Annotated in this window: 37 protein-coding genes; 35 read left to right on the top strand and 2 right to left on the bottom strand. The window is 63.9% G+C overall.

Annotated elements, in window-relative coordinates; all coding sequences use genetic code 11:
* Nucleotides 1-286 precede the first annotated feature (286 nt).
* The 21 genes from rpsJ (at nucleotide 287) to IE224_RS13690 (ending at nucleotide 10,476) form a co-directional block, all read left to right on the top strand.
* A complete protein-coding gene (gene rpsJ / locus IE224_RS13790) occupies nucleotides 287-595 on the top strand; it encodes a 30S ribosomal protein S10 (RefSeq protein ID WP_167622738.1) in 309 nt (102 codons plus the stop codon).
* Between the two features lie 10 nt (nucleotides 596-605).
* On the top strand, nucleotides 606-1,463 hold the full coding sequence (gene rplC / locus IE224_RS13785; RefSeq protein ID WP_167623483.1) for a 50S ribosomal protein L3: 858 nt from the start codon (nucleotides 606-608) through the stop codon (nucleotides 1,461-1,463).
* Entirely contained in the window at nucleotides 1,463-2,083 is a 621-nt protein-coding gene (gene rplD / locus IE224_RS13780; protein WP_126155995.1) for a 50S ribosomal protein L4, read from the top strand. Before rplC ends, rplD begins: the two co-directional genes overlap by 1 nt.
* Nucleotides 2,080-2,376: a 50S ribosomal protein L23 gene (locus IE224_RS13775; RefSeq protein ID WP_167622737.1), complete on the top strand. Its 297-nt coding sequence runs from the start codon at nucleotides 2,080-2,082 to the stop codon at nucleotides 2,374-2,376. Before rplD ends, IE224_RS13775 begins: the two co-directional genes overlap by 4 nt.
* A 93-nt stretch (nucleotides 2,377-2,469) precedes the next feature.
* The gene (gene rplB, locus IE224_RS13770; RefSeq protein WP_167622736.1) at nucleotides 2,470-3,309 is read left to right on the top strand and encodes a 50S ribosomal protein L2; all 840 of its coding nucleotides are present in this window, start codon (nucleotides 2,470-2,472) and stop codon (nucleotides 3,307-3,309) included.
* A gap of 3 nt (nucleotides 3,310-3,312) precedes the next feature.
* A complete protein-coding gene (gene rpsS / locus IE224_RS13765; RefSeq protein ID WP_167622735.1) occupies nucleotides 3,313-3,591 on the top strand; it encodes a 30S ribosomal protein S19 in 279 nt (92 codons plus the stop codon).
* A 5-nt stretch (nucleotides 3,592-3,596) separates the two neighbouring features.
* The gene (gene rplV / locus IE224_RS13760; RefSeq protein ID WP_167622734.1) at nucleotides 3,597-3,977 is read left to right on the top strand and encodes a 50S ribosomal protein L22; all 381 of its coding nucleotides are present in this window, start codon (nucleotides 3,597-3,599) and stop codon (nucleotides 3,975-3,977) included.
* Nucleotides 3,977-4,693 (top strand): 30S ribosomal protein S3, encoded by a 717-nt coding sequence (gene rpsC, locus IE224_RS13755; protein WP_167622733.1) that lies wholly within the window; start codon nucleotides 3,977-3,979, stop codon nucleotides 4,691-4,693. Before rplV ends, rpsC begins: the two co-directional genes overlap by 1 nt.
* A gap of 11 nt (nucleotides 4,694-4,704) precedes the next feature.
* Nucleotides 4,705-5,118 (top strand): 50S ribosomal protein L16, encoded by a 414-nt coding sequence (gene rplP, locus IE224_RS13750; protein WP_167622732.1) that lies wholly within the window; start codon nucleotides 4,705-4,707, stop codon nucleotides 5,116-5,118.
* A 198-nt stretch (nucleotides 5,119-5,316) separates the two neighbouring features.
* On the top strand, nucleotides 5,317-5,523 hold the full coding sequence (gene rpmC, locus IE224_RS13745; RefSeq protein WP_167623482.1) for a 50S ribosomal protein L29: 207 nt from the start codon (nucleotides 5,317-5,319) through the stop codon (nucleotides 5,521-5,523).
* Between the two features lie 12 nt (nucleotides 5,524-5,535).
* Entirely contained in the window at nucleotides 5,536-5,781 is a 246-nt protein-coding gene (gene rpsQ / locus IE224_RS13740) for a 30S ribosomal protein S17 (RefSeq protein WP_103173025.1), read from the top strand.
* A 76-nt stretch (nucleotides 5,782-5,857) separates the two neighbouring features.
* Entirely contained in the window at nucleotides 5,858-6,226 is a 369-nt protein-coding gene (gene rplN, locus IE224_RS13735; RefSeq protein WP_010400243.1) for a 50S ribosomal protein L14, read from the top strand.
* Nucleotides 6,226-6,531, top strand: a complete 306-nt coding sequence (rplX, locus tag IE224_RS13730) for a 50S ribosomal protein L24 (protein ID WP_191311118.1) — start codon at nucleotides 6,226-6,228, stop codon at nucleotides 6,529-6,531. The genes rplN and rplX overlap by 1 nt, the downstream gene beginning before the upstream one ends.
* The gene (gene rplE, locus IE224_RS13725; protein WP_167622730.1) at nucleotides 6,531-7,091 is read left to right on the top strand and encodes a 50S ribosomal protein L5; all 561 of its coding nucleotides are present in this window, start codon (nucleotides 6,531-6,533) and stop codon (nucleotides 7,089-7,091) included. Before rplX ends, rplE begins: the two co-directional genes overlap by 1 nt.
* Nucleotides 7,092-7,108: 17 nt before the next feature.
* Nucleotides 7,109-7,414 (top strand): 30S ribosomal protein S14, encoded by a 306-nt coding sequence (rpsN, locus tag IE224_RS13720; RefSeq protein ID WP_167622729.1) that lies wholly within the window; start codon nucleotides 7,109-7,111, stop codon nucleotides 7,412-7,414.
* 9 nt (nucleotides 7,415-7,423) lie between these two features.
* A complete protein-coding gene (rpsH, locus tag IE224_RS13715) occupies nucleotides 7,424-7,822 on the top strand; it encodes a 30S ribosomal protein S8 (protein WP_103173021.1) in 399 nt (132 codons plus the stop codon).
* A gap of 12 nt (nucleotides 7,823-7,834) precedes the next feature.
* Nucleotides 7,835-8,368 carry a 50S ribosomal protein L6 gene (gene rplF, locus IE224_RS13710; RefSeq protein WP_167622727.1) on the top strand — a complete coding sequence of 178 codons (534 nt, stop codon included), beginning with the start codon at nucleotides 7,835-7,837 and terminating at the stop codon, nucleotides 8,366-8,368.
* A gap of 12 nt (nucleotides 8,369-8,380) precedes the next feature.
* Complete coding sequence (gene rplR, locus IE224_RS13705; protein ID WP_167622726.1) at nucleotides 8,381-8,740, top strand: 50S ribosomal protein L18; 360 nt, start codon at nucleotides 8,381-8,383, stop codon at nucleotides 8,738-8,740.
* 115 nt (nucleotides 8,741-8,855) lie between these two features.
* A complete protein-coding gene (rpsE, locus tag IE224_RS13700) occupies nucleotides 8,856-9,437 on the top strand; it encodes a 30S ribosomal protein S5 (protein ID WP_167622725.1) in 582 nt (193 codons plus the stop codon).
* Between the two features lie 12 nt (nucleotides 9,438-9,449).
* Nucleotides 9,450-9,635, top strand: coding sequence for a 50S ribosomal protein L30 (gene rpmD, locus IE224_RS13695; RefSeq protein ID WP_103173018.1), 186 nt, complete (start codon nucleotides 9,450-9,452; stop codon nucleotides 9,633-9,635).
* 130 nt (nucleotides 9,636-9,765) lie between these two features.
* Nucleotides 9,766-10,476: a hypothetical protein gene (locus tag IE224_RS13690; protein ID WP_229849385.1), complete on the top strand. Its 711-nt coding sequence runs from the start codon at nucleotides 9,766-9,768 to the stop codon at nucleotides 10,474-10,476.
* 2 nt (nucleotides 10,477-10,478) lie between these two features.
* On the opposite strand, the gene IE224_RS13685 is transcribed toward IE224_RS13690, so the two are convergent.
* The gene (locus tag IE224_RS13685; protein WP_191311114.1) at nucleotides 10,479-11,087 is read right to left on the bottom strand and encodes a hypothetical protein; all 609 of its coding nucleotides are present in this window, start codon (nucleotides 11,085-11,087) and stop codon (nucleotides 10,479-10,481) included.
* 212 nt (nucleotides 11,088-11,299) lie between these two features.
* Between IE224_RS13685 and rplO the strand changes: the two genes are divergently transcribed.
* From rplO to rplQ, 7 genes are all read left to right on the top strand, one after another.
* Nucleotides 11,300-11,779, top strand: a complete 480-nt coding sequence (gene rplO, locus IE224_RS13680) for a 50S ribosomal protein L15 (protein WP_167622722.1) — start codon at nucleotides 11,300-11,302, stop codon at nucleotides 11,777-11,779.
* Nucleotides 11,780-11,888: 109 nt separating this feature from the next.
* Nucleotides 11,889-13,259 (top strand): preprotein translocase subunit SecY, encoded by a 1,371-nt coding sequence (gene secY, locus IE224_RS13675; protein WP_167622721.1) that lies wholly within the window; start codon nucleotides 11,889-11,891, stop codon nucleotides 13,257-13,259.
* A 35-nt stretch (nucleotides 13,260-13,294) separates the two neighbouring features.
* Complete coding sequence (locus IE224_RS13670; RefSeq protein WP_167622720.1) at nucleotides 13,295-13,966, top strand: adenylate kinase; 672 nt, start codon at nucleotides 13,295-13,297, stop codon at nucleotides 13,964-13,966.
* Nucleotides 13,967-14,118: 152 nt separating this feature from the next.
* Entirely contained in the window at nucleotides 14,119-14,487 is a 369-nt protein-coding gene (rpsM, locus tag IE224_RS13665; RefSeq protein ID WP_167622719.1) for a 30S ribosomal protein S13, read from the top strand.
* A 14-nt stretch (nucleotides 14,488-14,501) separates the two neighbouring features.
* Entirely contained in the window at nucleotides 14,502-14,891 is a 390-nt protein-coding gene (gene rpsK, locus IE224_RS13660; RefSeq protein ID WP_167622718.1) for a 30S ribosomal protein S11, read from the top strand.
* Between the two features lie 115 nt (nucleotides 14,892-15,006).
* Entirely contained in the window at nucleotides 15,007-16,023 is a 1,017-nt protein-coding gene (locus tag IE224_RS13655; protein ID WP_167622717.1) for a DNA-directed RNA polymerase subunit alpha, read from the top strand.
* A 109-nt stretch (nucleotides 16,024-16,132) separates the two neighbouring features.
* Nucleotides 16,133-16,552 carry a 50S ribosomal protein L17 gene (gene rplQ / locus IE224_RS13650; RefSeq protein ID WP_167622716.1) on the top strand — a complete coding sequence of 140 codons (420 nt, stop codon included), beginning with the start codon at nucleotides 16,133-16,135 and terminating at the stop codon, nucleotides 16,550-16,552.
* Nucleotides 16,553-16,574: 22 nt separating this feature from the next.
* On the opposite strand, the gene IE224_RS13645 is transcribed toward rplQ, so the two are convergent.
* Nucleotides 16,575-16,769 carry a hypothetical protein gene (locus IE224_RS13645; protein WP_191311112.1) on the bottom strand — a complete coding sequence of 65 codons (195 nt, stop codon included), beginning with the start codon at nucleotides 16,767-16,769 and terminating at the stop codon, nucleotides 16,575-16,577.
* 97 nt (nucleotides 16,770-16,866) lie between these two features.
* Between IE224_RS13645 and IE224_RS13640 the strand changes: the two genes are divergently transcribed.
* From IE224_RS13640 to IE224_RS13610, 7 genes are all read left to right on the top strand, one after another.
* Entirely contained in the window at nucleotides 16,867-17,478 is a 612-nt protein-coding gene (locus tag IE224_RS13640; protein ID WP_167622714.1) for a helix-turn-helix transcriptional regulator, read from the top strand.
* Nucleotides 17,479-17,540: 62 nt separating this feature from the next.
* Nucleotides 17,541-18,131, top strand: coding sequence for an acyl-homoserine-lactone synthase (locus tag IE224_RS13635; protein WP_167622713.1), 591 nt, complete (start codon nucleotides 17,541-17,543; stop codon nucleotides 18,129-18,131).
* A 48-nt stretch (nucleotides 18,132-18,179) separates the two neighbouring features.
* Nucleotides 18,180-19,496, top strand: coding sequence for a replication-associated recombination protein A (locus tag IE224_RS13630; protein WP_191311110.1), 1,317 nt, complete (start codon nucleotides 18,180-18,182; stop codon nucleotides 19,494-19,496).
* A 31-nt stretch (nucleotides 19,497-19,527) separates the two neighbouring features.
* Nucleotides 19,528-19,887, top strand: coding sequence for a fluoride efflux transporter FluC (locus IE224_RS13625; RefSeq protein WP_191311108.1), 360 nt, complete (start codon nucleotides 19,528-19,530; stop codon nucleotides 19,885-19,887).
* On the top strand, nucleotides 19,884-20,939 hold the full coding sequence (locus tag IE224_RS13620; RefSeq protein ID WP_191311106.1) for an RluA family pseudouridine synthase: 1,056 nt from the start codon (nucleotides 19,884-19,886) through the stop codon (nucleotides 20,937-20,939). The genes IE224_RS13625 and IE224_RS13620 overlap by 4 nt, the downstream gene beginning before the upstream one ends.
* Nucleotides 20,936-21,592 (top strand): HAD-IA family hydrolase, encoded by a 657-nt coding sequence (locus IE224_RS13615; RefSeq protein ID WP_191311104.1) that lies wholly within the window; start codon nucleotides 20,936-20,938, stop codon nucleotides 21,590-21,592. Before IE224_RS13620 ends, IE224_RS13615 begins: the two co-directional genes overlap by 4 nt.
* Nucleotides 21,589-22,302 (top strand): ATP12 family chaperone protein, encoded by a 714-nt coding sequence (locus tag IE224_RS13610; protein ID WP_191311102.1) that lies wholly within the window; start codon nucleotides 21,589-21,591, stop codon nucleotides 22,300-22,302. Before IE224_RS13615 ends, IE224_RS13610 begins: the two co-directional genes overlap by 4 nt.
* The last annotated feature ends 112 nt before the right edge of the window (nucleotides 22,303-22,414 follow it).

Below are 22,414 nucleotides of genomic sequence, written 5' to 3'. Positions count from 1 at the left end.
AAGGCGCAGGCGGGAAACACCCCGCCGCAACACGAACACAAGGGGCCGCCTCGAAAAGAGGCGGCCTTTTGCGATGCAGGGGGCGGCCTGCAATCGGTCTTGACGCCCAGGCCCGGCACGCGTTATAGGCGCCCATCGCAGTCGAATCCGCCCAAGGAAGATTCGCCTGCCATGCGCCTGGCCGCCTGAAATCGGGCGGCCTTGCAGTTTTTATACGGTTCGATGCTGGCGTCGCGCGGTGCGGGGTCAGCCTCTCAACTGGAACTCCCCGCCAGAGGGAAGACTTATGCAAAGTCAGAATATCCGCATCCGGCTCAAGGCGTTCGATTACCGCGTGCTGGAAGCCAGCACCCAGGAAATCGTCAACACGGCCAAGCGCACGGGCGCGACGGTCCGCGGTCCAATCCCGCTGCCCAACAACATCGAGAAATTCACGGTTCTCCGCGGTCCGCACATCGACAAGAAGTCGCGCGACCAGTGGGAAATCCGCACCCACAAGCGCCTGCTGGACATCGTCGACCCGACCCCGCAGACCGTTGACGCCCTGATGAAGCTCGACCTCGCCGCTGGCGTGGATGTCGAGATCAAGGTGTAAGGAGGGGATGATGCTGCGTACTGGTATTATCGCCAAGAAACTGGGCATGACCCGACTGTTCCTGGAAGACGGCCGTCAGGTTCCGGTGACTGTGCTGCAACTGGACAACCTGCAGGTTGTCGATCAGCGCACGGCCGCCCGCGACGGCTATACGGCCGTGCAGCTGGGCGCCGGTGTCGCCAAGGCCAAGCGCACGACCGCCGCGATGCGCGGTCACTTCGCCAAGGCCTCGGTCGCGCCCAAGCGCAAGATCGCGGAATTCCGCGTGGCCGAAGAAAACCTGATCAATGTCGGTGAAGAAATCACGGCTGACCACTATTTCGCGGGTCAGTTCGTGGACATCGCCGGCACCTCGATCGGTAAGGGCTTTGCGGGCGCCATGAAGCGCCACAACTTCGGCGGTCTGCGTGCCTCGCACGGCGTGTCGATCAGCCACCGTTCGCACGGTTCGACCGGCCAGTGCCAGGACCCCGGCAAGGTGTTCAAGGGCAAGAAGATGGCGGGTCACCTGGGTGCCGTTCGCGTCACCACGCAGAACCTGCAAGTGGTGCGCACGGACGCCGACCGCGGCCTGATCATGGTCAAGGGTTCGGTGCCGGGTTCGAAAGGTGGCTGGGTCACCATCAAGGACGCCGTGAAGAAAGCGACGCCCGAGAACGTGATCTACCCGGCTGCTCTGAAGTCCGCCGCCGAGGAAGCCCGCCGGATTGCTGAAGCCGCTGCGGCCGAAGCCGCCGCCGCCGAGGAAGCCGCCCGTCAGGCTGCCGCTGCCGAAGCCGCTGCCGCCGAGGAAGCCGCACTGGCCGAGGCCCAGGCTTCGACCTCCGAGGCGTCGGATGGCGATGCTGCGCCCGAAGGAGACAAGTGATGAAACTCGATGTGATCAAGCTGGACACTGGCAAGGCCGGTGAAATCGAGCTGGCCGACGAGATCTTCGGGCTGGAGCCGCGCGGCGACATCCTGCAGCGCGTCGTCCGCTGGCAGCGCGCCAAGGCGCAAGCGGGCACCCATTCGGTGCTGGGCAAGTCGGACGTCAGCTATTCGACCAAGAAGATCTATCGCCAGAAAGGCACCGGCGGCGCCCGCCACGGTTCTCGCAAGGCGCCGATCTTCCGTCACGGCGGCGTCTACAAGGGCCCGACCCCGCGGTCGCACGCCTTCGACCTGCCGAAGAAGGTGCGTGCCCTGGGTCTGCGCCATGCGCTGTCCGCCAAGGCCACCGCGGGTGAACTGGTGATCGTCGAGGACCTGAACCTTGCTGATGCCAAGACCGCGGCCGTCGCCAAGGCCGTCAAGGAAAACGGCTGGAAGCGTGTGCTGGTCATTGACGGCGCCGAAGTAAACGAAGGCTTCGCCCGCGCCGCCCGCAACATCGAAGGCGTGGACATCCTGCCGTCGATGGGCGCCAACGTGTATGACATCCTGAAGCGCGACACCCTGGTGATCACGCGTTCGGGCGTCGAAGCTCTGGAGGCTCGTTTGAAATGAGCGCGAAAGCTGAACATTACGACGTGATCGTGAAGCCGATCATCACCGAAAAAGCCACCATGACGTCGGAAAACAACGGCGTGGTCTTTCAGGTGGCCAAGGACGCCAACAAGCCCCAGATCAAGGAAGCGGTCGAGGCCCTGTTCGGCGTCAAGGTGAAGGCGATCAACACGACCATCACCAAGGGCAAGCAGAAGCGGTTCCGGGGCATCCTGGGTCGCCGCAGCGATGTCAAGAAAGCCTATGTCACCCTCGAAGAGGGCAGCACTATCGACGTGTCCACCGGACTCTGATAGCAGGCACGAATCTGCGGCCCTGGGTAACCGGGGCCGCGATCTTTTGGACGAAACGGACCACCCTGGTCCAAAGCAACGGAAGACAGAAAGATGGCATTGAAGTCGTATAAACCGACGACGCCTGGCCAGCGTGGGCTGGTTCTGATCGACCGTTCGGAGCTTTGGAAAGGTCGCCCGGTCAAGGCCCTCACCGAGGGTCTGACCAAGAACGGCGGTCGGAACAACACCGGACGGATCACCATGCGCCGCAAGGGCGGCGGGGCGAAGCGCCTGTATCGCATCGTCGATTTCAAGCGCACCAAGTTCGACATGGCCGCCGTGGTCGAGCGGATCGAATACGATCCCAACCGCACCGCCTTCATCGCCCTGATCGGCTATGAGGATGGCGAGCGCGCCTATATCATCGCGCCGCAGCGTCTGGCCGTGGGCGACAAGGTCGTCGCCGGCGCCAAAGTCGACGTGAAGCCGGGCAATGCCATGCCCTTCAGCGGGATGCCGATCGGCACGATCGTCCACAACGTCGAACTGAAGCCCGGCAAGGGCGGCCAGATCGCACGCTCGGCCGGCACCTATGCCCAGTTCGTCGGCCGCGACGGTGGCTATGCCCAGATCCGCCTGTCCTCGGGCGAGCTGCGCCTGGTCCGTCAGGAATGCATGGCGACCATCGGTGCCGTGTCGAACGCGGACCATTCGAACCAGAACCTCGGCAAGGCCGGCCGGAACCGCCACAAGGGCATCCGTCCCAGCGTCCGCGGCGTCGCCATGAACCCGATCGACCACCCGCATGGTGGTGGTGAGGGCCGGACCTCGGGCGGCCGTACGCCGGTCACGCCCTGGGGCAAGGACACCAAGGGCAAGAAGACCCGCTCGAACAAGGCGACCGACAAGTACATCTTGCGTTCGCGTCACGCGAAGAAGAAGGGGCGCTGACCTATGGCACGTTCTATCTGGAAAGGCCCCTTTGTTGACGCCTATGTGCTCAAGAAGGCGGAAAAGGCCCGTGAGTCGGGGAAATCCGACGTCATCAAGATCTGGTCGCGTCGTTCGACCATCCTGCCGCAATTCGTCGGCCTGACCTTCGGCGTCTACAACGGGCAGAAGCACATCCCCGTTGCCGTGACCGAGGAAATGATCGGCCAGAAATTCGGTGAATATTCGCCCACGCGGACCTATTACGGCCACGCGGCGGACAAGAAAGCCAAGAGGAAGTAATCGTCATGGGTAAGGAAACGAATCCGCGCCGCGTGGCGGAGAACGAGGCGTTCGCCAAGACCAAGATGCTTCGCACCTCGCCGCAGAAGCTGAACCTGGTCGCGCAACTGATCCGCGGCAAGAAGGTGGACAAGGCCCTGGCCGACCTGACCTTCTCGCACAAGCGGGTTGCCGGCGACGTGAAGAAATGCCTTCAGTCGGCCATTGCGAATGCCGAAAACAACCACGGCCTGGACGTCGACAACCTGATCGTCGCCGAAGCCTGGGTTGGCAAGAACCTGGTGATGAAGCGCGGCCGTCCGCGGGCGCGTGGCCGGTATGGCAAGATCATGAAGCCGTTTTCGGAAATCACCATCAAGGTGCGCCAAGTCGAGGAGCAAGCATAATGGGTCAGAAGGTCAATCCGATCGGTATGCGCCTCCAGGTCAACCGCACCTGGGACAGCCGCTGGTACGCCGACGACAAGGACTATGGCAATCTGCTGCTTGAAGACCTGAAGATCCGGGACTTCATCAAGTCGGAAGCCAAGCAGGCCGGCATCAGCCGCGTGATCATCGAGCGTCCGCACCGCAAGTGCCGCGTGACGATCCATGCCGCGCGTCCGGGCGTGATCATCGGCAAGAAAGGCGCCGATATCGAGGTGCTGCGCAACAAGCTGGCGAACTTCACCAAGTCGGAAGTTCACCTGAACATCGTTGAAGTGCGCAAGCCGGAAGTCGATGCCGCCCTGGTCGCGGAATCGATCGCCCAGCAGCTCGAGCGTCGGGTGTCGTTCCGCCGCGCGATGAAGCGGGCCGTGCAGAACGCGATGCGCATGGGTGCCCTGGGCATCCGCGTGAACGTGTCGGGCCGCCTCGGCGGCGCCGAGATCGCGCGGACCGAGTGGTATCGCGAGGGCCGCGTGCCCCTGCACACCCTGCGTGCCGACATCGACTATGCCCTGGCCGAAGCCACGACTCCCTACGGGATCATCGGGGTGAAGACCTGGATCTTCAAAGGTGAGATCATGGAGCACGACCCCCAGGCCCGCGACCGCAAGGCCGCCGAGGCTCAGGAAGGTCCGGCTCCGCGTGGTCCGCGCCGTGACCGCGACGCGCGCTAAGGAGACTTGAGATGCTGCAACCGAAACGGACTAAGTTCCGCAAACAGCACAAGGGCCGGATTCACGGCGAAGCCAAGGGCGGTTTTGCCCTGAACTTCGGGTCCTACGCGTTGAAGGCCACCGAGCCCGAGCGCGTCACCGCCCGCCAGATCGAAGCGGCCCGCCGCGCGATCACCCGCCACATGAAGCGTCAGGGCCGGGTCTGGATCCGGATTTTCCCGGACGTTCCGGTTTCCTCGAAACCGACCGAAGTGCGGATGGGTAAGGGCAAGGGCTCGATCGACTTCTGGGCGGCCCGCGTGCATCCCGGCCGCATCATGTTCGAGATCGACGGCGTGTCCGACGAAATCGCGCGTGAAGCCCTGCGTCTTGGCGCCAACAAGCTGCCGGTGCTGACCCGCATCGTGGCCCGCGAAGACTGGTAAGACCGGGGGGCGTGCAATCACGCAGCCTTGGAACAGACCCCGCCGGGTGACTGGCGGGGTTTTCCTTTTCCGACCCAAAAAGGGTTGCGCGAGGCCGGCATTGCCTGTATGGGCAGGCCTTCATCATGAAACTCCACCGGGAATCAGGGTGGCCCTGCGATGCAGGGGCTCTCCGGTGATGTTGAAAGGAAGAAGCGCATGAAAGCGCAGGATTTGACGTCGAAGACGCCCGACCAGCTGAAGGACCAGCTTGTCGCGCTGAAGAAGGAGGCCTTCAACCTCCGTTTCCAGCAGGCCACCGGCCAACTGGAAAGCACTGCCCGGATGCGTGCCGTTCGCCGCGACGTGGCCCGTGTGAAGACCATTCTGAACCAGAAAGCGGCGGAAGCCGCGGCCTCGAACTAAGGAGCCTGGCCCATGCCCAAACGCATCCTGCAAGGCCGCGTCACCAGCGACAAGAATGAACAGACGATCACCGTCCTGGTCGAGCGTCGCTTCAAGCACCCGCTGCTGCACAAGACCGTTCGTTCGTCCAAGAAATACCGGGCGCATGACGCGAACAACCAGTTCAAGGTCGGTGACCTCGTTCGCATCGTCGAATGCGCGCCGATCTCGAAGACGAAACGCTGGACTGTCCTGACGGACGAAGCGGTTTCCGCGTAAGTCCATCATCACAGATCAGAAATGATCGAAACCCTGGGGCCGCGTGTTGCGGTCCCCAAAGGTCGGGAGAAACCAAATGATCCAGATGCAGACCAATCTGGATGTTGCTGACAACTCCGGCGCACGCCGGGTTCAGTGCATCAAGGTCCTGGGTGGTTCGCACCGTCGCTATGCGTCGGTGGGCGACATCATTGTCGTGTCCGTCAAGGAAGCCATCCCGCGGGGCCGGGTCAAGAAGGGCGACGTCCGCAAGGCCGTGGTCGTTCGGACCGCCAAGGAAGTGAAGCGCGAAGACGGAACCTCGATCCGCTTCGACCGCAATGCCGCCGTCATCCTGAATAACCAGGGCGAACCGGTCGGCACCCGTATCTTCGGGCCGGTCGTCCGTGAGCTGCGCGCGAAGAACTTCATGAAGATCATCTCGCTTGCTCCGGAGGTGCTGTAATGGCTGCCAAGCTGAAAAAGGGCGACAAGGTCGTCGTGCTGGCCGGCAAGGACAAGGGCAAGCAGGGCGAGATCACCGCTGTCATGCCCAAGGACAACAAGGCCGTCGTTGACGGCGTCAACATCGCGATCCGTCACCAGCGTCAGACCCAGACGACCCAGGGCGGCCGCACGCCGAAGGCGATGCCGATCGACCTGTCGAACCTGGCGCTGCTGGACAAGAACGGCAAGGCGACCCGCGTCGGTTTCCGCATGGAAGGCGACCAGAAGGTCCGTTTCGCCAAGACCACGGGAGACGTGATCTGATGCTGGACGCAACCCAATACACGCCCCGCCTGAAGGCGGTCTATCGCGATCAGGTTCGCGCCGCGCTCAAGGAAGAGTTCGGCTACAAGAACGACATGCAGATCCCGCGGCTGGACAAGATCGTCCTGAACATGGGCATCGGTGAGGCCGTGAAAGACACCAAGAAGGTGAAGCAGGGCGCCGAGGAACTGTCGCTGATCGCCGGCCAGAAGGCCGTCATCACCAAGGCGAAGAACTCGATCGCCGGCTTCCGCGTCCGCGAGGAAATGCCGCTGGGCGCCAAGGTGACCCTGCGCGGCGACCGGATGTACGAATTTCTGGACCGCCTGATCAACATCGCGCTGCCGCGCGTCCGCGACTTCCGCGGCGTGAAGGGCACCTCTTTCGACGGCCGCGGCAACTATGCCATGGGCCTGAAGGAGCACATCGTGTTCCCGGAAATCAACTTCGACAAGGTCGACGAAGTTCTGGGGATGGACATCATCATCTGCACCACCGCGCCGACCGACGCGGAAGCGAAAGCGCTGTTGAAGCATTTCAACATGCCCTTCAACAGCTGATCGCGGAGGTAAGAGATATGGCAAAGAAATCCATGGTCGAGCGCGAGAAGAAGCGCGAGCGTCTGGTCGCGAAATTCGCCGCCAAGCGCGCCTCCCTCAAGGAGGTCATCAACGACCAGTCCCGTCCGATGGAAGAGCGGTTCAAGGCTACGCTGAAGCTGGCCGAACTGCCGCGCAACTCGTCGGAAACGCGTCTGCACAACCGGTGCCAACTGACCGGCCGGCCGCACGCGTATTACCGCAAACTGAAACTGTCGCGGATCATGCTGCGCGAGCTGGGCTCGCAAGGTCAGATCCCCGGTCTCGTCAAGTCCAGCTGGTAAGGGGGCAACATGTCGATGAACGATCCTCTCGGCGATATGCTGACCCGCATCCGCAACGCACAGATGCGCGGCAAATCGACCGTCCGCACCCCGGCCTCCAAGCTTCGCGCTTGGGTTCTGGACGTGCTGAAAGCCGAAGGTTACATCCGCGGCTATGAAGAAGTGACCACCGAAGCCGGCCATGCCGAGCTTGAGATCGGTCTGAAATACCACGACGGCACCCCGGTCATCCGGGAACTGTCGCGTGTCTCGAAGCCTGGCCGCCGCGTTTATGCCGGCGCCAAGGAAATCCCGCAGGTCCGTCAGGGTTTGGGCGTGTCCATCGTCTCGACCCCGAAGGGCGTCATGTCGGATGCAGCGGCTCGCAATGCCAATGTCGGCGGCGAAGTCCTCTGCACCGTGTTCTAAGGAGGGCAGCAGATGTCTCGGATTGGTAAAAAGCCGGTCGCTCTGCCCAAGGGCGTGACGGCCGAGATCAAGGGCCAGACCATCGAGGTGAAGGGTCCGAAAGGCACCCGCAGCTTCACGGCGACGGATGACGTCGATCTGGTTCTGGACGAAGGTTCGGTATCGGTGAAGCCGCGCGGCAGCTCGAAGCGGGCCCGCCAGCAGTGGGGTCTGACCCGCTCGATGGTGGAGAACCTGACCGTCGGCGTGTCGGAAGGCTTCAAGAAAGAGCTGGAAATCCAGGGCGTGGGTTATCGCGCCTCGATGCAGGGCAAGACCCTGAAGCTGGCTCTGGGCTATTCGCATGACGTGAACTTCGAAACGCCGGAAGGCGTGACGATCACGGCGCCGAAGCAGACCGAAATCGTTGTGGAAGGCATCGACCAGCAGCTTGTTGGTCAGGTGGCTGCGAACATCCGCGAGTGGCGCAAGCCCGAGCCGTACAAGGGCAAAGGTATCCGCTACAAGGGCGAGTTCGTCTTCCGCAAGGAAGGCAAGAAGAAGTAAGGGGCGCATGAAATGGCACTGAAAAAGCAAGAGCTGTTCCAGAAGCGCCGCCTGCGCGTGCGGAACAAGTTGCGGGCGATGTCGAACGGCCGTCCGCGTCTGTCGGTCCACCGTTCTTCCAAGAACATCTCGGTCCAGGTGATCGACGATCTGCAGGGCGTGACCCTGGCTTCGGCCAGCACGCTTGAGAAGGACTTTGGCCTGGTCGGCAAGAACAACGTCGAGGCCGCCGCCAAGATCGGCGCCGCGATCGCCGAGCGTGCGAAAGCCGCCGGCATCGAGGAAGTCGTCTTCGACCGCGGCGGCTTCATCTTCCACGGCAAGGTGAAGGCTCTGGCCGACGCTGCCCGTGAAGGTGGCCTGAAGTTCTGATAATGCGGGCGGCGGTTGCGCCGCCCCGATGATCCGGGGGGCGGTCTTTCGGGGCCGCCCCACCTGGATTGAAGCAACCGGCGCAAATGAAGCGCCACCTTACAAGGAATGCCTCATGGCAGAACGTGAAAACCGCCGGGGCGGCCGCCGCGAAGAACGCGAGGAAAACCCGGAATTCCAGGATCGCCTTGTCGCGATCAACCGTGTGTCGAAGACCGTCAAGGGTGGCAAGCGCTTCGGCTTTGCAGCCCTAGTCGTTGTCGGCGATCAGCGCGGCCGCGTGGGCTTCGGCAAGGGCAAGGCCAAGGAAGTGCCGGAAGCGATCCGCAAGGCGACCGAGCAGGCCAAGCGTTCGCTGGTTCGCGTGCCCCTGCGCGACGGCCGCACCCTGCACCACGACATCGAAGGTCGTCATGGCGCCGGCAAGGTGATCATGCGCACCGCCGTTCCGGGCACGGGCATCATCGCCGGCGGCCCGATGCGCGCTGTCTTCGAAATGCTGGGCGTCCAGGACGTCGTGGCCAAGTCGCAGGGTTCGCAGAACCCCTACAACATGATCCGCGCGACGCTGGACGGCCTGAAAAAGGAAGCCAGCCCCCGTTCGGTCGCGCAGCGTCGCGGCAAGAAGGTGGCCGACATCCTGCCGCAGGACAACAAGCCTGCTGCCGAAGCCCCCGCCGAAACCGTCGAAGCGTAAGGAGACAGGCGAATGGCAACTATCGTCGTCAAGCAGATCGGCTCGCCGATCCGCCGCCCCGCCATCCAGCGTGAAACGCTGAAGGGCTTGGGTCTGAACAAGATGAACCGCACCCGCGAACTGGAGGATACGCCCTCGATCCGCGGCATGGTCGCCAAGATCCCGCATCTGGTGACGATCATCGAAGAAAAAGCCTGATCCGACCGGATCGGCAATAACAGGCGCTCCGGAGAAATCCGGGGCGTTTTTCATTGCGGCTTGATGCGTTAACCCTTTCCTAACCTCTGGCTCCTATTCCTGTCGGTGATGCAACCGGATGGGGAAGACGGTGACGCGGTTTCTTTGCGCCTGCCTTGCCTGGCTTGTTGCGGTTCCTTTTGCCCAGGCTGGCCCCTGGCCGCGAGATCCGGGGCAGGTTTTCCTTGCCATATCGGGGGAATACGACAAGGCGCAGAACTCTCACCTTGGTTTGTATGCCGAATACGGTCTGTCCCGCCGCCGCGTTCTGGGCTTTGAACTGGGCCATACGGATGTGGGCGAGACAACGGCGATGATCTGGTATCAGAAGTCGCTCGACGGCGGACAGGGTCCGTATCGGCTGTCCTATTCGATGGGCTTTGGCGCGATCCGCCGTGGCGGAGAAATCCTGCCGCTAAGCCAGGCGGCGGTGATGCTGGGCCGCGGCTTTTCGGGCCCATGGGACGGCGGCTGGATGACGGTCGAGGCGCGCGTGAAGGTTGCCGGCAAGACCGAGGAGATCACCGTCCGGAAGGGGCTGACGCAGGTCGAATATGCATATCTGACGCCCGAGATCGTCGGCAAGCTGGACCTGACACTTGGCATCCGCCCAACACCTGCCTGGGCCATCGTCAACCAGCTTCGGCTTGAAACGCGCAAGGACAACGACTTTCAGGCCAAGCTGGCCAGTTCGGTCGTTTATGACATCCCCGGCCCGGCTCGGCTGGAGATGGGGGTCGTTGGCCCCTTGGCCGGGCCAAGCGAGCCTGCGATCAAGATCGGCACCTGGCTGGAGTTCTGATCCTATTCCTGGCAGGCATAGACCGCGCCGCCGACCGCCACGAGCGAAACCGCCGCCCCGGCGACGATTGCGGGCGAGGAGGCCATGGCCGCCGCAGCCCCGCCAATCGAGGACAGCGCCCCGGTGATATAGCCTTGCGAACCGCTGATGATCACCGCCCCGGACCCGTCGGGCAGCGCCTTGGCGCCGTTGATCGCGCCCCGCGCCGCAGCGCCGGTGATGGCGACGGCCGCATTCTTGGTTTGGTTGACCCGTTGGCAGACCGTCATGGCGGGCGCCTCGCAGCGGCCATAGGCATCGCGTTGGCCAAGGTCATAGCCGATGATCGAATCGCTCGACTTGTCGTGGCGCAGGCAGAAGGGGCCACGTTCGTCGTCGGTCAGATCGGGCGTCAGGCTGCGCAGCACGACATAGCTGGGGCAGGTGTCGCGGCCCCAGGAGGTGAAGAAGATCTCGCGCCGGCTGAAGTGATCGCGCAGGCCCGGTGCGTCGGTGTCATAGGCCAGCGGCACATCGCGGCCGTTGATGCGGGCTGTGCAGAAGGTCGGTTCGGCCTGGGCGGCAAGGGGTGCAAGAAGCAGGGCGGCAAGGAAAAGGGCAATGCGGGTCATGAAGTGGGTCCGGACGCTGATCCTGTCCTGATAGCCCGGCCAGCCGCCACGGCAACTCACATCCGCTTGTCCAGTCGGAAAGCCAAGCCTTGCCCCAAGGGGCTGTTGCCGCTATATGCCCGCGGGTGCCATTGCGCACTGATTCACGAAACTGACATGCCGTGTCCGCCCCATCATCGCTTCGGGGGTGCGTCCGGCCTAGGAGAAGCGACATGAAACTGCATGAAATCCGCGACAACGAAGGCGCGAACCGCAAGAAAAAGCGCGTTGCGCGCGGTCCCGGTTCGGGCAAGGGCAAGACCGCCGGCCGTGGTATCAAAGGCCAGACCTCGCGTTCGGGCGTTGCGCTGAACGGATACGAAGGCGGCCAGATGCCGCTGTACCGCCGCCTGCCGAAGCGCGGCTTCACCAAGCCGAACGCAAAATCCTTCGCCGTTGTGAACCTGGGCCAGATCCAGTCCTTCATCGACGCGGGCAAGATCGACGCCACCGCGGAACTGACCGAGGATGCCTTGGTCGCTTCGGGCCTGGTGCGCCGCAAGCTGGACGGAATCCGTCTGCTGGGCAAGGGCGAGCTGACCGCAGGCCTGACCATCGTGGTCACCGGCGCGTCGAAATCGGCCGTCGAGGCGGTCGAGAAGGCGGGCGGCAAGGTGTCGCTGCCGGTTCAGGCCGACGCGGCGGCGGAATAAGCTGTTGATCGGGGCGTTCGCGCCCCATAGATAGCGAACAGGTTTTCCTGGCGCCGCCGGTCCCCGGAAACGGGTCGGCGGCGCTGTCATGACACGGGACGTAAAACACATGGCGTCAGCCGCAGAACAGATGGCCGCGAACCTTTCATGGAGCGCATTCGGCAAGGCCACGGAACTTCGCCAGCGTATCTGGTTCACGATCGGCCTGCTGATCATCTATCGCCTTGGCACCTATATCCCGGTGCCGGGCATCGACGGCGCGGCGCTGCGCAACTTCATGGACCAGGCCCAGTCGGGCATCGGCGGGATCCTGTCGATGTTCACCGGCGGCGCGCTTGGCCGGATGGGCGTCTTTGCCCTGGGGATCATGCCCTATATCTCGGCCTCGATCATCGTGCAGCTTTTGACCTCGATGGTTCCGTCGCTGGAACAGCTGAAGAAGGAAGGTGAGCAGGGCCGCAAGAAGATCAACCAGTACACGCGCTATGGCACCGTGGCCCTGGCGCTGTTCCAGGCTTACGGCCTTGCGAAGTCGCTTGAGGCTGGCGGCCTGGCCCATGATCCCGGCCTGTTCTTCCAGGCCTCGGTGGTCATCACCCTGGTCGGCGGCACCATGTTCCTGATGTGGCTGGGCGAGCAGATCACCGCGCGCGGCATCGGCAACGGCATCTCTCTGATCATCTTCGTGGGCATCGTCGCCGAGATTCCCGCCGCACTTGCGAACTTCTTCGCGCAGGGCCGGTCGGGCGCCATTTCGACCCCGGTGATCCTTGGCGTGATCGTCATGGTGGTGGCCGTGATCGCCTTCGTGGTCTTCATGGAACGCGCGCTTCGCAAGATCCGCATCCAGTATCCGCGGCGTCAGGTCGGCATGAAGATCTATGACGGCCAGTCCTCGCACCTGCCGATCAAGGTCAACCCGGCTGGCGTCATCCCGGCGATCTTCGCATCCTCCCTGCTGCTGCTGCCGATCACGATTTCGACCTTCTCGGGCAACCAGACGGGTCCGATCATGTCCACGATCCTGGCCTATTTCGGCCCGGGCCAGCCGCTGTACCTGATCTTCTTCGCGGCGATGATCGTGTTCTTCGCCTATTTCTATACCCACAACGTCAGCTTCAAATCCGACGACGTGGCCGAAAACCTGAAGAACCAGGGCGGCTTCATTCCGGGCATCCGCCCCGGCAAGCGGACCGAGGAATACCTGGACTATGTCGTGAACCGCGTGCTGGTGATCGGCGCGGCCTATCTGGCGGCCGTCTGTCTTTTGCCCGAAATCCTGCGCCACCAGTGGTCGGTTCCCTTCTACTTTGGCGGCACGTCGGTCCTGATCGTGGTTTCGGTGACGATGGACACGATCAACCAGGTGCAAAGCCATCTTCTGGCCCATCAGTACGAAGGCCTGATTGAGAAATCCCAGTTGCGTGGTAAACGCAAAGAGGGAAGCGCAAAGCCGCGTCGCGCACCGTCGCGCCGCTAACGGCCCGAAGGGCTGACGAGGGGGACAGACCTTACATGACGATCAATATCATTCTGCTGGGGCCGCCCGGTGCCGGCAAGGGAACCCAGGCCCGTCGGCTTGTCGAGGAGCGCGGCCTGGCGCAGTTGTCCACCGGCGACATGCTGCGCGCCGCCCGCTCCTCGGGGACCGAGATGGGCAAGCGCGTGGCCGAGGTCATGGACCGGGGCGAGCTGGTCACCGACGAGATCGTCATCGGCCTGATCCGCGAAAAGCTGTCCGAAGGCGGCAACGGCTTCATCTTCGACGGCTTCCCCCGCACGCTGGCGCAGGCCGACGCGCTTGGGCAGTTGCTGGACGAAACGGGCATGGTGCTTGACGCCGTGGTCGAGATGCAGGTCGACGATCAGGCGCTTGTGCGCCGCATCACCGGGCGCTTCACCTGCGGCCATTGCGGCGAGGTTTATCACGACGAGACGAAGCCCACGGCCAAGCCGGGGGTTTGCGATGTCTGCGGATCGACCGACCTGCGCCGGCGGGCCGATGACAACGAGGACAGCCTGAAGACGCGGCTTCTGGAATACTACAAGAAGACCTCGCCCCTGATCGGCTACTACTATGCCAAGGGCAAGCTGACGCCGGTGGACGGGCTGGCCGAAATGGACCAGGTCGCGCGGCAGATCTCGGCGGTGCTGCCGTTGTCAAGCCTCGACCCCACCGGGACTTGACGAAGGGGATCACGACCTTTAAGTCACGGCATCTCGCAAGAGAATCACCCCAATGGGGTGGACTATCAGCGGCCCGAAGGCATCGCTTTCGGGCCTTACGTTGTGAAAAAAGGTTCCGGCGCTACGGAACCGCAACCGATAAAGGATAACGCGTGGCTCGTATTGCTGGCGTCAACATTCCGACCGGGAAACGCGTCCCGATCGCTCTGACCTATATCCACGGCATCGGCGACATGTATGCCGAACAGATCTGCGAAGCTGTCGGCATCGACCGCGCGCGCCGTGTCAACGACCTGTCGGACGCCGAAGTCCTGCAGATCCGCGAATACATCGACGCGAACCTGACGGTCGAGGGCGACCTGCGCCGCGAAACCCAGATGAACATCAAGCGCATGATGGACCTGGGTTCGTATCGCGGCCTGCGCCACCGTCGCGGCCTGCCGGTCCGCGGTCAGCGCACCCACACCAATGCCCGTACCCGCAAGGGCCCGGCGAAGCCCATCGCCGGCAAGAAGAAATAAGGGGGGAACGGTTTATGGCACGTGACAAGACCCGCATGAAGCGCAAGGAACGCAAGAACATCGCCACCGGCGTTGCGCATGTGAATTCCAGCTTCAACAACACCAAGATCCTGATCTCGGACGTCCAGGGCAACGCGATCTCGTGGTCGTCCGCCGGCACGATGGGCTTCAAGGGTTCGCGCAAGTCGACTCCCTACGCCGCCCAGATGGCTGCCGAGGACGCTGGCAAGAAAGCCCAGGAGCACGGCGTGCGCACGCTTGAAGTGGAAGTCCAGGGCCCCGGCTCGGGCCGCGAATCGGCGCTGCGCGCCCTGGCGGCCGTCGGCTTCAACATCACGGCGATCCGCGACGTGACGCCGATTGCCCATAACGGCTGCCGCCCCCCGAAGCGCCGCCGCGTCTGATTTCAGATGATGCATACCCGGACCGCGCGGCTTCGCGCGGTTCGGTCTTTACGTTTTCAACCTCGGGCGTTTCCGGCCAAGGACATGGGACGGGAACAAGAATGGAGGCAAACGCATGATCCACAAGAATTGGGCCGAGCTGATCAAGCCGACGCAGCTGGTCGTCAAGCCGGGCGCGGATGCCACCCGCACCGCCACGCTTGTCGCCGAGCCGCTGGAGCGGGGCTTCGGCCTGACGCTGGGCAACGCGCTTCGCCGCGTGCTTCTGTCGTCGCTGCAGGGCGGCGCCATCACCTCGGTGCAGATCGACAATGTCCTGCATGAATTTAGCAGCGTCGCCGGCGTCCGCGAGGACGTGACCGACATCGTCCTGAACCTCAAGGGCGTCACGCTGAAGATGGATGTGGAAGGGCCCAAGCGCCTGACCCTGTCCGCAAAGGGCCCCGGCGAGGTCAAGGCAGGCGACATCCAGGAAACGGCCGGGATCACGATCCTGAACCGCGACCATGTCATCTGCCACCTGGACGACGGCGCCGACCTGAACATGGAACTGACCGTGCAGACGGGCAAGGGCTATGTCGCGGCCGACAAGAACCGTCCCGAGGATGCGCCCATCGGACTGATCCCGATCGACGCCATCTTCTCGCCGGTCAAGCGCGTCAGCTATGAAGTCACGCCCACCCGCGAGGGGCAGGTGCTGGACTATGACAAGCTGACGATGAAGATCGAGACGGACGGATCGCTGACCCCGGAAGACGCCGTGGCCTATGCCGCGCGCATCGTCCAGGACCAGCTTTCGGTCTTCGTCAACTTCGACGAGCCTGAATCGGCCAACCGCCAGGATGCCGAGGATGGTCTGGAATTCGATCCGCGCCTGCTGAAGAAGGTGGACGAGCTGGAACTGTCGGTCCGTTCCGCCAACTGCCTGAAGAACGACAACATCGTCTATATCGGCGATCTGATCCAGAAAACCGAAGCCGAGATGCTGCGCACCCCAAACTTCGGCCGCAAGTCTTTGAACGAGATCAAGGAAGTGCTGTCGGGCATGGGCCTGCACCTGGGCATGGACGTTGTCGACTGGCCGCCAGAGAACATCGAGGATCTGGCCAAGCGCTTCGACGACCAGTTCTAAGTTTCGGCGGGGGTTTCGGCCCCCGTCACGATGGGCATTCCGCCCCAAGGAGAGCGGCCCGCACGCATGGGCTGCCGGACAAAGCAAAAGACGTTAACGGAGAATCATCATGCGTCACGCCCGTGGCTATCGCCGCCTCAACCGCACCCATGAACACCGCAAGGCGCTGTTCGCCAACATGGCCGGCTCGCTGATCGAGCACGAGCAGATCAAGACGACCCTGCCCAAGGCCAAGGAACTGCGCCCGATCATCGAAAAGCTGATCACGCTGGCCAAGCGCGGCGACTTGCACGCCCGTCGTCAGGCTGCCTCGCAGCTGAAGCAGGACCAGTATGTCGCCAAGCTGTTCGACGTTCTCGGCGCGCGCTACAAGGACCGCCAGGGTGGTTATGTCCGCGTCCTGAAGGCCGGCTTCCGCTATGGCGACATGGCGCCGATGGCGATCATCGAATTCGTCGACCGCGACACCTCGGCCAAGGGTGCTGCTGACCGCGCCCGTGTCGAGGCCGAATCCGCGGCCGCCGAATAAGACGCTGCTGTTCCAGATCGAATCAGACGCCTCGCAGCCCGGTCGGTTGCGAGGCGTTTTTTGCAACAGCGGGATGAAATGCCACGGTGTCCGACAGGCAGATGGCCCGCACAAGTGCCTGGGCGGCTTCGTGCCGTTCCTCGGCCGTCAAGGGCATCGCCAGCAGTTGCTGGTGAAGACTGACGGGCAGAACGGAAATGCCGCAGGATTGGCGCATAGGCGGGATCTCCTATCCTATTAAGGATATGGCAACTATTATCGGTCAAACATACTTTGTCCGTTGACGTCTTCAAACGCAATTTGTCTAAAAAGTCATGTCATCACGCGCCGATATCAATGCTGGCTTGCACAAACTGGGGAAAATGGCCCCTGCGGGTTATTTCGTGGGCCTGCACATCCGTTTTGCCGCCCCCTTGATGCAGTTCCAGACCTATTCCGAGGAATGGGCGGACTTTTATTCCCAGAACGGATATGCGCTGCGTGACCCCACGATTGCCTGGGGATTCTCGACAACCGGCGCATGCCGCTGGTCCAGCCTGCCGATTCCGGATCCGTTCAATATTCTGAAGGACGCAGCAAACCACGGCCTGACCTTTGGCCTGACGGTTTCCTGCGGTCCCATCACCTCGCGCACGATCGCAAGCTTCGCGCGCGATGACCGCGAGTTCACGGATAACGAGATCGAAGAGATCTCGACCACGGTACGTCGGCTTCATGATGCAACGGAGCCGCCGGCGAGCCTGACAAAGGCTCAGAAAGAGGCCCTTCGTTGTGTCGCGGAGGGTGATCGTCATGCGGCAGCGGCAGCCAAACTTGGCATTACCGAAAGCGCGTTCAAGGCCAGGCTGATTTCGGTCCGCGAAAGACTGAAGGCACGCACCACGGCCGAGGCGCTGCAACGGGCCAAGGAATACCGTCTGCTCTAGGCGCTCGCCCAGGGGATCCGTGATGTGGGGAAGGGTCAACCTCACACCCCAGGAGTAAGACAATGCAGACGACCACGCTTTCCTTTTCGAACCTTCACAACCACGGGGAACTGTTCGCCAACCTGTTCCGCGCCCGAAAACAAAGCTTCATCATCCAGAAGAACTGGGACCTGCCCGAGGCCGAGGACATGGAGTTCGACCAGTATGACACCCCGCAAAGCCGCTGGATCGCCGTCCATGACAAGGGCGAGGTGCTTGCAGGCTTCCGCCTGACGCCGACCACGGCGCGCTGCGGCATCTACAGCTACATGATCCGGGACGCGCAGAAGGGTATCCTGGGCGGGTCCATCCCGCAGGATCTGCTGGACGCCGAGGCGCCGGTGGACGACCAGGTCTGGGAATGCTCGCGCGTGTTCGTCAGCCACGACATCCCGCAGATGTATCGTCGCAAGGTCCACTTCAAGATGGTCGAGGCGATGACCGGATCGGCCCGCGAACTGGGTGCGACCCGGCTGATCGCGCTGACCGGCGCAAGCTGGCCCCGGTGGTATGGCCGCTGCGGGCTGGAGGCCGAGGCGATCGGCCGCGTCATGTGGATCGACGACGCGAACTTCCAGTGCGTCGCCATCAACCTGGCCCCCAAGATGCACTAAGGGCAGGGGCTGTTCGCAGCCTTCAGCCCGTCCTACAATGATGGCATCATGCCCGACCTGTTCGACGCCAGCACCCGTTCCGATCCACCGTCCTCCCCGGCGGTGCGACCCCTGGCCGACCGCATCCGCCCCGTGCGCATGGGCGATGTGATCGGCCAGGGAAAGGTGCTCGGCCCCGACGGGCCGCTGGGATCCATGCTGGCATCCCGCAGCCTGTCCTCGCTGATCCTGTGGGGGCCGCCCGGCGTCGGCAAGACCACCATCGCGCGGCTTCTGGCTGCCGAGACGGACCTGGCCTTCGTGCAGATCAGCGCCATCTTTTCCGGCGTGCCGGAACTGCGCAAGGTTTTCGAAACCGCAAAACTGCGCCGCCAGCAGGGGCGGGGCACGCTGCTGTTCGTGGACGAGATCCACCGCTTCAACAAGGCGCAGCAGGACAGCTTCCTGCCCTACATGGAGGACGGGACGATCCTTCTGGTCGGTGCGACGACCGAGAACCCGTCCTTCGAACTGAACGCCGCGCTGATGTCGCGGGCGCAGGTGATCGTTCTGGAACGCCTGTCCTTGCGCGACCTGGAACTGCTGGCGCAGCGCGCCGAACGAGAACTGGGCAGCAAGCTGCCCCTGACCGCCGAAGCACGCGAGGCTCTGCTGGAGATGGCCGACGGCGACGGCCGCGCCGCGCTGAACCTGATCGAGCAGGTGGCGGCCTGGAAGACCGACAAGCCCATCGACCAGCCGGCGATGGCCCAGCGGCTGATGCGCCGGGCCGCCAAATACGACAAGTCGGGGGATGAACATTACAACCTGATCTCGGCCCTGCACAAATCGGTGCGCGGCAGCGACCCCGACGCGGCGCTGTACTGGCTGTCGCGGATGCTGGAGGGGGGCGAGGATCCCCGATATCTCGCCCGCCGCATCACCCGCATGGCGGTCGAGGATATCGGCCTGGCCGACCCGGCCGCGCAGCGCCACTGCCTGGATGCCTGGGCGCTTTATGAACGGTTGGGTTCGCCCGAGGGCGAGCTGGCCCTGGCGCAGGCGGTGATCTATCTTGCGCTCGCACCGAAATCGAACGCGGGCTATGTCGCCTACAAGGCTGCGCGGGCCGAAGCGCGGCGCACCGGCAGCCTGATGCCGCCCGCCCGTATCCTGAATGCCCCCACGCAGATGATGAAGGACCAGGGCTATGGCGCGGGCTATGCCTATGACCACGATGCCGAGGACGGCTTTTCCGGCCAGAACTATTTCCCCGACGGGATGAAGCGCCCCGTTCTTTATGTCCCGGTCGAGCGGGGGTTCGAACGGGAACTGAAGAAGCGGCTGGACTGGTTCGTATCCCAGCGGCTGAAGCGCGGCAGTTGACTTTGCCCGCGCGGGGCCACAGAGACGCGCCATGAACCCCTTTCTGCAAGTCGCCATTGGCGGGGCCATCGGGGCCACCTGCCGCTTTGCGCTTTACCGGCTGATGCCGCTTGCCTGGCAGGCCACGCTGCTGGTCAACGTGTTGGGCAGTTTCGCGATGGGGCTTCTGGCCGCAGCCTTTGCGCATCGCTTTGGCAATGGCTGGGCGCCGCTGTTGCTGACGGGCGTTCTGGGTGGCTTCACGACCTTCTCGGCGTTCTCGCTGGATGTGGTGACGCTGTGGGAACGGGGGCAGGGCGCGGGGGCGTTTGCTTATGTCGGGGCTTCGGTCCTGTTGTCGCTGGCCGCCGTCGTGGCGGGGCTGGCCTTGGGACGAGGAATATGGGCATGAGTGCCGTTCAAACCATCCGCGTCGGCGGGGACGAGGGCGAGCAGCGCCTGGACCGCTGGCTGAAGAAGAAGTTTCCCCATCTGGGCCAGATCACCATCGAGAAGCTGTGCCGCACCGGCCAGATCCGCGTGGACGGCGGGCGCGTCAAGCCTGCCACGCGCGTCGAGACGGGGCAGGAGGTTCGGATTCCCCCGCTGCCCGATGCGCAGCCCGCCCAACAGCGCGCGAAGGAACGTCCGCTGGGGCCGCGCGTGACGGACACGGACGCGCAGATGATCCAGGCCGCGGTTCTGTGGAAGGACGAACATATCATCGCCCTGAACAAGCCGCCGGGCCTGCCCTCCCAGGGTGGCAGCGGGCAGGGGGACCGGCATGTGGACGGGCTGACGACCGCGTTGATGTTCGGCTTCAAGGACCGGCCGAAGCTGGTGCATCGGCTGGACAAGGACACGTCGGGCGTGCTGCTGCTGGCGCGCACGGATCGGGTCGCACGCGCCCTGTCCGAGGCGTTCCGGTCGCGGACCACGCGCAAGATCTACTGGGCTGCCGTGGCTGGTGTCCCGCATCCGCGCATGGGCACGATCCGGTTTGGCCTGGTCAAGGGCGGCGGCGGGCGTGGCGACAACGAAAAGATGATCGCCGTCCACCCCCGCGACATCGACTCGACCGAGGGCGCCAAGCGCGCCACCACCGATTATGCCGTGCTGGACGCGCTTGGCACCCGGACCAGCTGGTGCGCGCTTGTGCCGGTCACCGGGCGCACCCACCAGCTGCGCGCGCATATGGCGGAACTGGGCCATCCGATCGTCGGCGACGGCAAGTATGGCGGGTCGGGCCAGGAAAACCTGGGCGACGGCTGGGGCGCCCAACTGGGTGGAGAGATCAGCAAGAAGCTGCATCTCCACGCCCGCAACATCAGCTTCGACCACCCGATCACCAAGAAGCGCATCACCCTGACCGCGCCCTTGCCCGACCACATGGCCCGGACCTGGAAGACGCTGGGCTGGCACGAGAACGACGTGCCCGACGATCCCTTCGCGGACGACGAATGAAGCTGGTCGTCTTCGATGTCGACGGCACCCTGATCGACAGCCAGGACCATATCCACCACGCCATGGCCCAGGCGTTCCGCGCCGCAGGCCTGGCGCCCTTGCCGCGGGCCGAGGTGCTGGAGATCGTCGGCCTGTCGCTGCCGGTCGCGGTTGCGCATCTGGCGCCGGGGCAGGACGGCGCAACCCAGGCGCGGATCGTTGCGGCCTATCGCCAGGCCTTCATGCAGGCGCGGCTGGTCCGGGCGGCGCCGCTGTACGACGGCGCGATGGCCTGCCTTGACCTGCTGGGCGGGCGCGACGACATGCTGCTGGCCGTGGCGACCGGCAAGTCGCGGCGCGGCCTTGGGGCGATGATCGCCGCGCATGGGCTGGAAGGGCGCTTTGTCAGCCTGCAGACTGCGGATGACCACCCGTCGAAGCCGCATCCTTCGATGCTGCTGGCGGCGATGGAGGAGGCGGGCGTTGCACCGTCGGATGCGGTGATGATCGGCGACACCAGCTTTGACATGGACATGGCGGGGGCGGCGGGCATTGCAGCCTTTGGCGTCGCCTGGGGTTATCACCCGGTGGAACGCCTGCAGGCGTCGGGCGCGGCCCATGTGGCGGGCGATTTCACGGAACTGGCACAGGCAATAGAACGGTGGGCGGCATGAGCGAATGGAAGGCGCGGCGTTTCTGGAAGACGGCGCAGGTCAGGCCGGTCGAGACCGGCTTCGAGATCTTTCTGGACGACCGGCCCTTGCGAACCCCCGGCAAGCAGCCGCTTGTCCTGCCGGTCGAGGGGCTGGCCCGGGCCGTTGCGCAGGAATGGGATGCGCAGCAGGATGTCATCGATCCCAACTCGATGCCCCTGACCCGCGCGGCCAATTCCGCGATCGAGAAGGTCACGCCGCAATTTGCCGCCGTAGCGGACATGCTTGCCGAATACGGAGGCACCGATCTTCTGTCCTATCGCGCCGACCAGCCGGCCGAACTGGTCCGCCGCCAGGCCGAGGCATGGGATCCGCTGGTGGACTGGGCGGCCAGGGATCTGCGCGCGCCCCTGCGCATCACGCATGGCGTGATCCCCATCGCGCAGGATCCCCAGGTGCTGGCCTGCCTGCGCAGGCATCTGGACGATCTCGATCCCCTTGGCCTGACGGCTTTGCACGATCTTGTGACGCTGCCCGGATCCCTGATTCTTGGGCTTGCCGTCGTCCGGGGCCGCATCGACGCGACCGAGGCTTTCCGCCTGTCGCGGATCGACGAGGATTTCCAGATCGAACGCTGGGGCCAGGACGAGGAAGCACAAGCTGCCGCGGAAAGCCGCAGGACCGCGATGCTGAACGCCGAACGGCTGTGGAGGCTGTCGCGCCTCAGTTGAATGTGCCCGCTTCGTGGGCGTCACGCTTGACGCGTCGGGAAGGATCGGCACTATGTTGCCTATGGGACGCCCCCCTGCCGGGGGCTTTCGCAGAAAAGCCCGGCCGCAAAGG

Origin of the sequence: Paracoccus aerius, from assembly GCF_014656455.1 — a bacterium.
GTDB classification, from domain to species: Bacteria; Pseudomonadota; Alphaproteobacteria; order Rhodobacterales; family Rhodobacteraceae; genus Paracoccus; species Paracoccus aerius.
The sequence above is the reverse complement of the archived record's forward strand: the minus strand, read 5'-3'. Positions and strand labels throughout refer to the sequence as shown.

Coding starts and splice junctions, on each gene's coding strand:
- rpsJ (WP_167622738.1), top strand. CDS start 287: ATGCAAAGTCAGAATATCCGCATCCGGCTCAAGGCGTTCGATTACCGC.
- rplC (WP_167623483.1), top strand. CDS start 606: ATGCTGCGTACTGGTATTATCGCCAAGAAACTGGGCATGACCCGACTG.
- rplD (WP_126155995.1), top strand. CDS start 1,463: ATGAAACTCGATGTGATCAAGCTGGACACTGGCAAGGCCGGTGAAATC.
- IE224_RS13775 (WP_167622737.1), top strand. CDS start 2,080: ATGAGCGCGAAAGCTGAACATTACGACGTGATCGTGAAGCCGATCATC.
- rplB (WP_167622736.1), top strand. CDS start 2,470: ATGGCATTGAAGTCGTATAAACCGACGACGCCTGGCCAGCGTGGGCTG.
- rpsS (WP_167622735.1), top strand. CDS start 3,313: ATGGCACGTTCTATCTGGAAAGGCCCCTTTGTTGACGCCTATGTGCTC.
- rplV (WP_167622734.1), top strand. CDS start 3,597: ATGGGTAAGGAAACGAATCCGCGCCGCGTGGCGGAGAACGAGGCGTTC.
- rpsC (WP_167622733.1), top strand. CDS start 3,977: ATGGGTCAGAAGGTCAATCCGATCGGTATGCGCCTCCAGGTCAACCGC.
- rplP (WP_167622732.1), top strand. CDS start 4,705: ATGCTGCAACCGAAACGGACTAAGTTCCGCAAACAGCACAAGGGCCGG.
- rpmC (WP_167623482.1), top strand. CDS start 5,317: ATGAAAGCGCAGGATTTGACGTCGAAGACGCCCGACCAGCTGAAGGAC.
- rpsQ (WP_103173025.1), top strand. CDS start 5,536: ATGCCCAAACGCATCCTGCAAGGCCGCGTCACCAGCGACAAGAATGAA.
- rplN (WP_010400243.1), top strand. CDS start 5,858: ATGATCCAGATGCAGACCAATCTGGATGTTGCTGACAACTCCGGCGCA.
- rplX (WP_191311118.1), top strand. CDS start 6,226: ATGGCTGCCAAGCTGAAAAAGGGCGACAAGGTCGTCGTGCTGGCCGGC.
- rplE (WP_167622730.1), top strand. CDS start 6,531: ATGCTGGACGCAACCCAATACACGCCCCGCCTGAAGGCGGTCTATCGC.
- rpsN (WP_167622729.1), top strand. CDS start 7,109: ATGGCAAAGAAATCCATGGTCGAGCGCGAGAAGAAGCGCGAGCGTCTG.
- rpsH (WP_103173021.1), top strand. CDS start 7,424: ATGTCGATGAACGATCCTCTCGGCGATATGCTGACCCGCATCCGCAAC.
- rplF (WP_167622727.1), top strand. CDS start 7,835: ATGTCTCGGATTGGTAAAAAGCCGGTCGCTCTGCCCAAGGGCGTGACG.
- rplR (WP_167622726.1), top strand. CDS start 8,381: ATGGCACTGAAAAAGCAAGAGCTGTTCCAGAAGCGCCGCCTGCGCGTG.
- rpsE (WP_167622725.1), top strand. CDS start 8,856: ATGGCAGAACGTGAAAACCGCCGGGGCGGCCGCCGCGAAGAACGCGAG.
- rpmD (WP_103173018.1), top strand. CDS start 9,450: ATGGCAACTATCGTCGTCAAGCAGATCGGCTCGCCGATCCGCCGCCCC.
- IE224_RS13685 (WP_191311114.1), bottom strand. CDS start 11,087: ATGACCCGCATTGCCCTTTTCCTTGCCGCCCTGCTTCTTGCACCCCTT.
- rplO (WP_167622722.1), top strand. CDS start 11,300: ATGAAACTGCATGAAATCCGCGACAACGAAGGCGCGAACCGCAAGAAA.
- secY (WP_167622721.1), top strand. CDS start 11,889: ATGGCGTCAGCCGCAGAACAGATGGCCGCGAACCTTTCATGGAGCGCA.
- IE224_RS13670 (WP_167622720.1), top strand. CDS start 13,295: ATGACGATCAATATCATTCTGCTGGGGCCGCCCGGTGCCGGCAAGGGA.
- rpsK (WP_167622718.1), top strand. CDS start 14,502: ATGGCACGTGACAAGACCCGCATGAAGCGCAAGGAACGCAAGAACATC.
- IE224_RS13655 (WP_167622717.1), top strand. CDS start 15,007: ATGATCCACAAGAATTGGGCCGAGCTGATCAAGCCGACGCAGCTGGTC.
- rplQ (WP_167622716.1), top strand. CDS start 16,133: ATGCGTCACGCCCGTGGCTATCGCCGCCTCAACCGCACCCATGAACAC.
- IE224_RS13645 (WP_191311112.1), bottom strand. CDS start 16,769: ATGCGCCAATCCTGCGGCATTTCCGTTCTGCCCGTCAGTCTTCACCAG.
- IE224_RS13640 (WP_167622714.1), top strand. CDS start 16,867: ATGTCATCACGCGCCGATATCAATGCTGGCTTGCACAAACTGGGGAAA.
- IE224_RS13635 (WP_167622713.1), top strand. CDS start 17,541: ATGCAGACGACCACGCTTTCCTTTTCGAACCTTCACAACCACGGGGAA.
- IE224_RS13630 (WP_191311110.1), top strand. CDS start 18,180: ATGCCCGACCTGTTCGACGCCAGCACCCGTTCCGATCCACCGTCCTCC.
- IE224_RS13625 (WP_191311108.1), top strand. CDS start 19,528: ATGAACCCCTTTCTGCAAGTCGCCATTGGCGGGGCCATCGGGGCCACC.
- IE224_RS13620 (WP_191311106.1), top strand. CDS start 19,884: ATGAGTGCCGTTCAAACCATCCGCGTCGGCGGGGACGAGGGCGAGCAG.
- IE224_RS13615 (WP_191311104.1), top strand. CDS start 20,936: ATGAAGCTGGTCGTCTTCGATGTCGACGGCACCCTGATCGACAGCCAG.
- IE224_RS13610 (WP_191311102.1), top strand. CDS start 21,589: ATGAGCGAATGGAAGGCGCGGCGTTTCTGGAAGACGGCGCAGGTCAGG.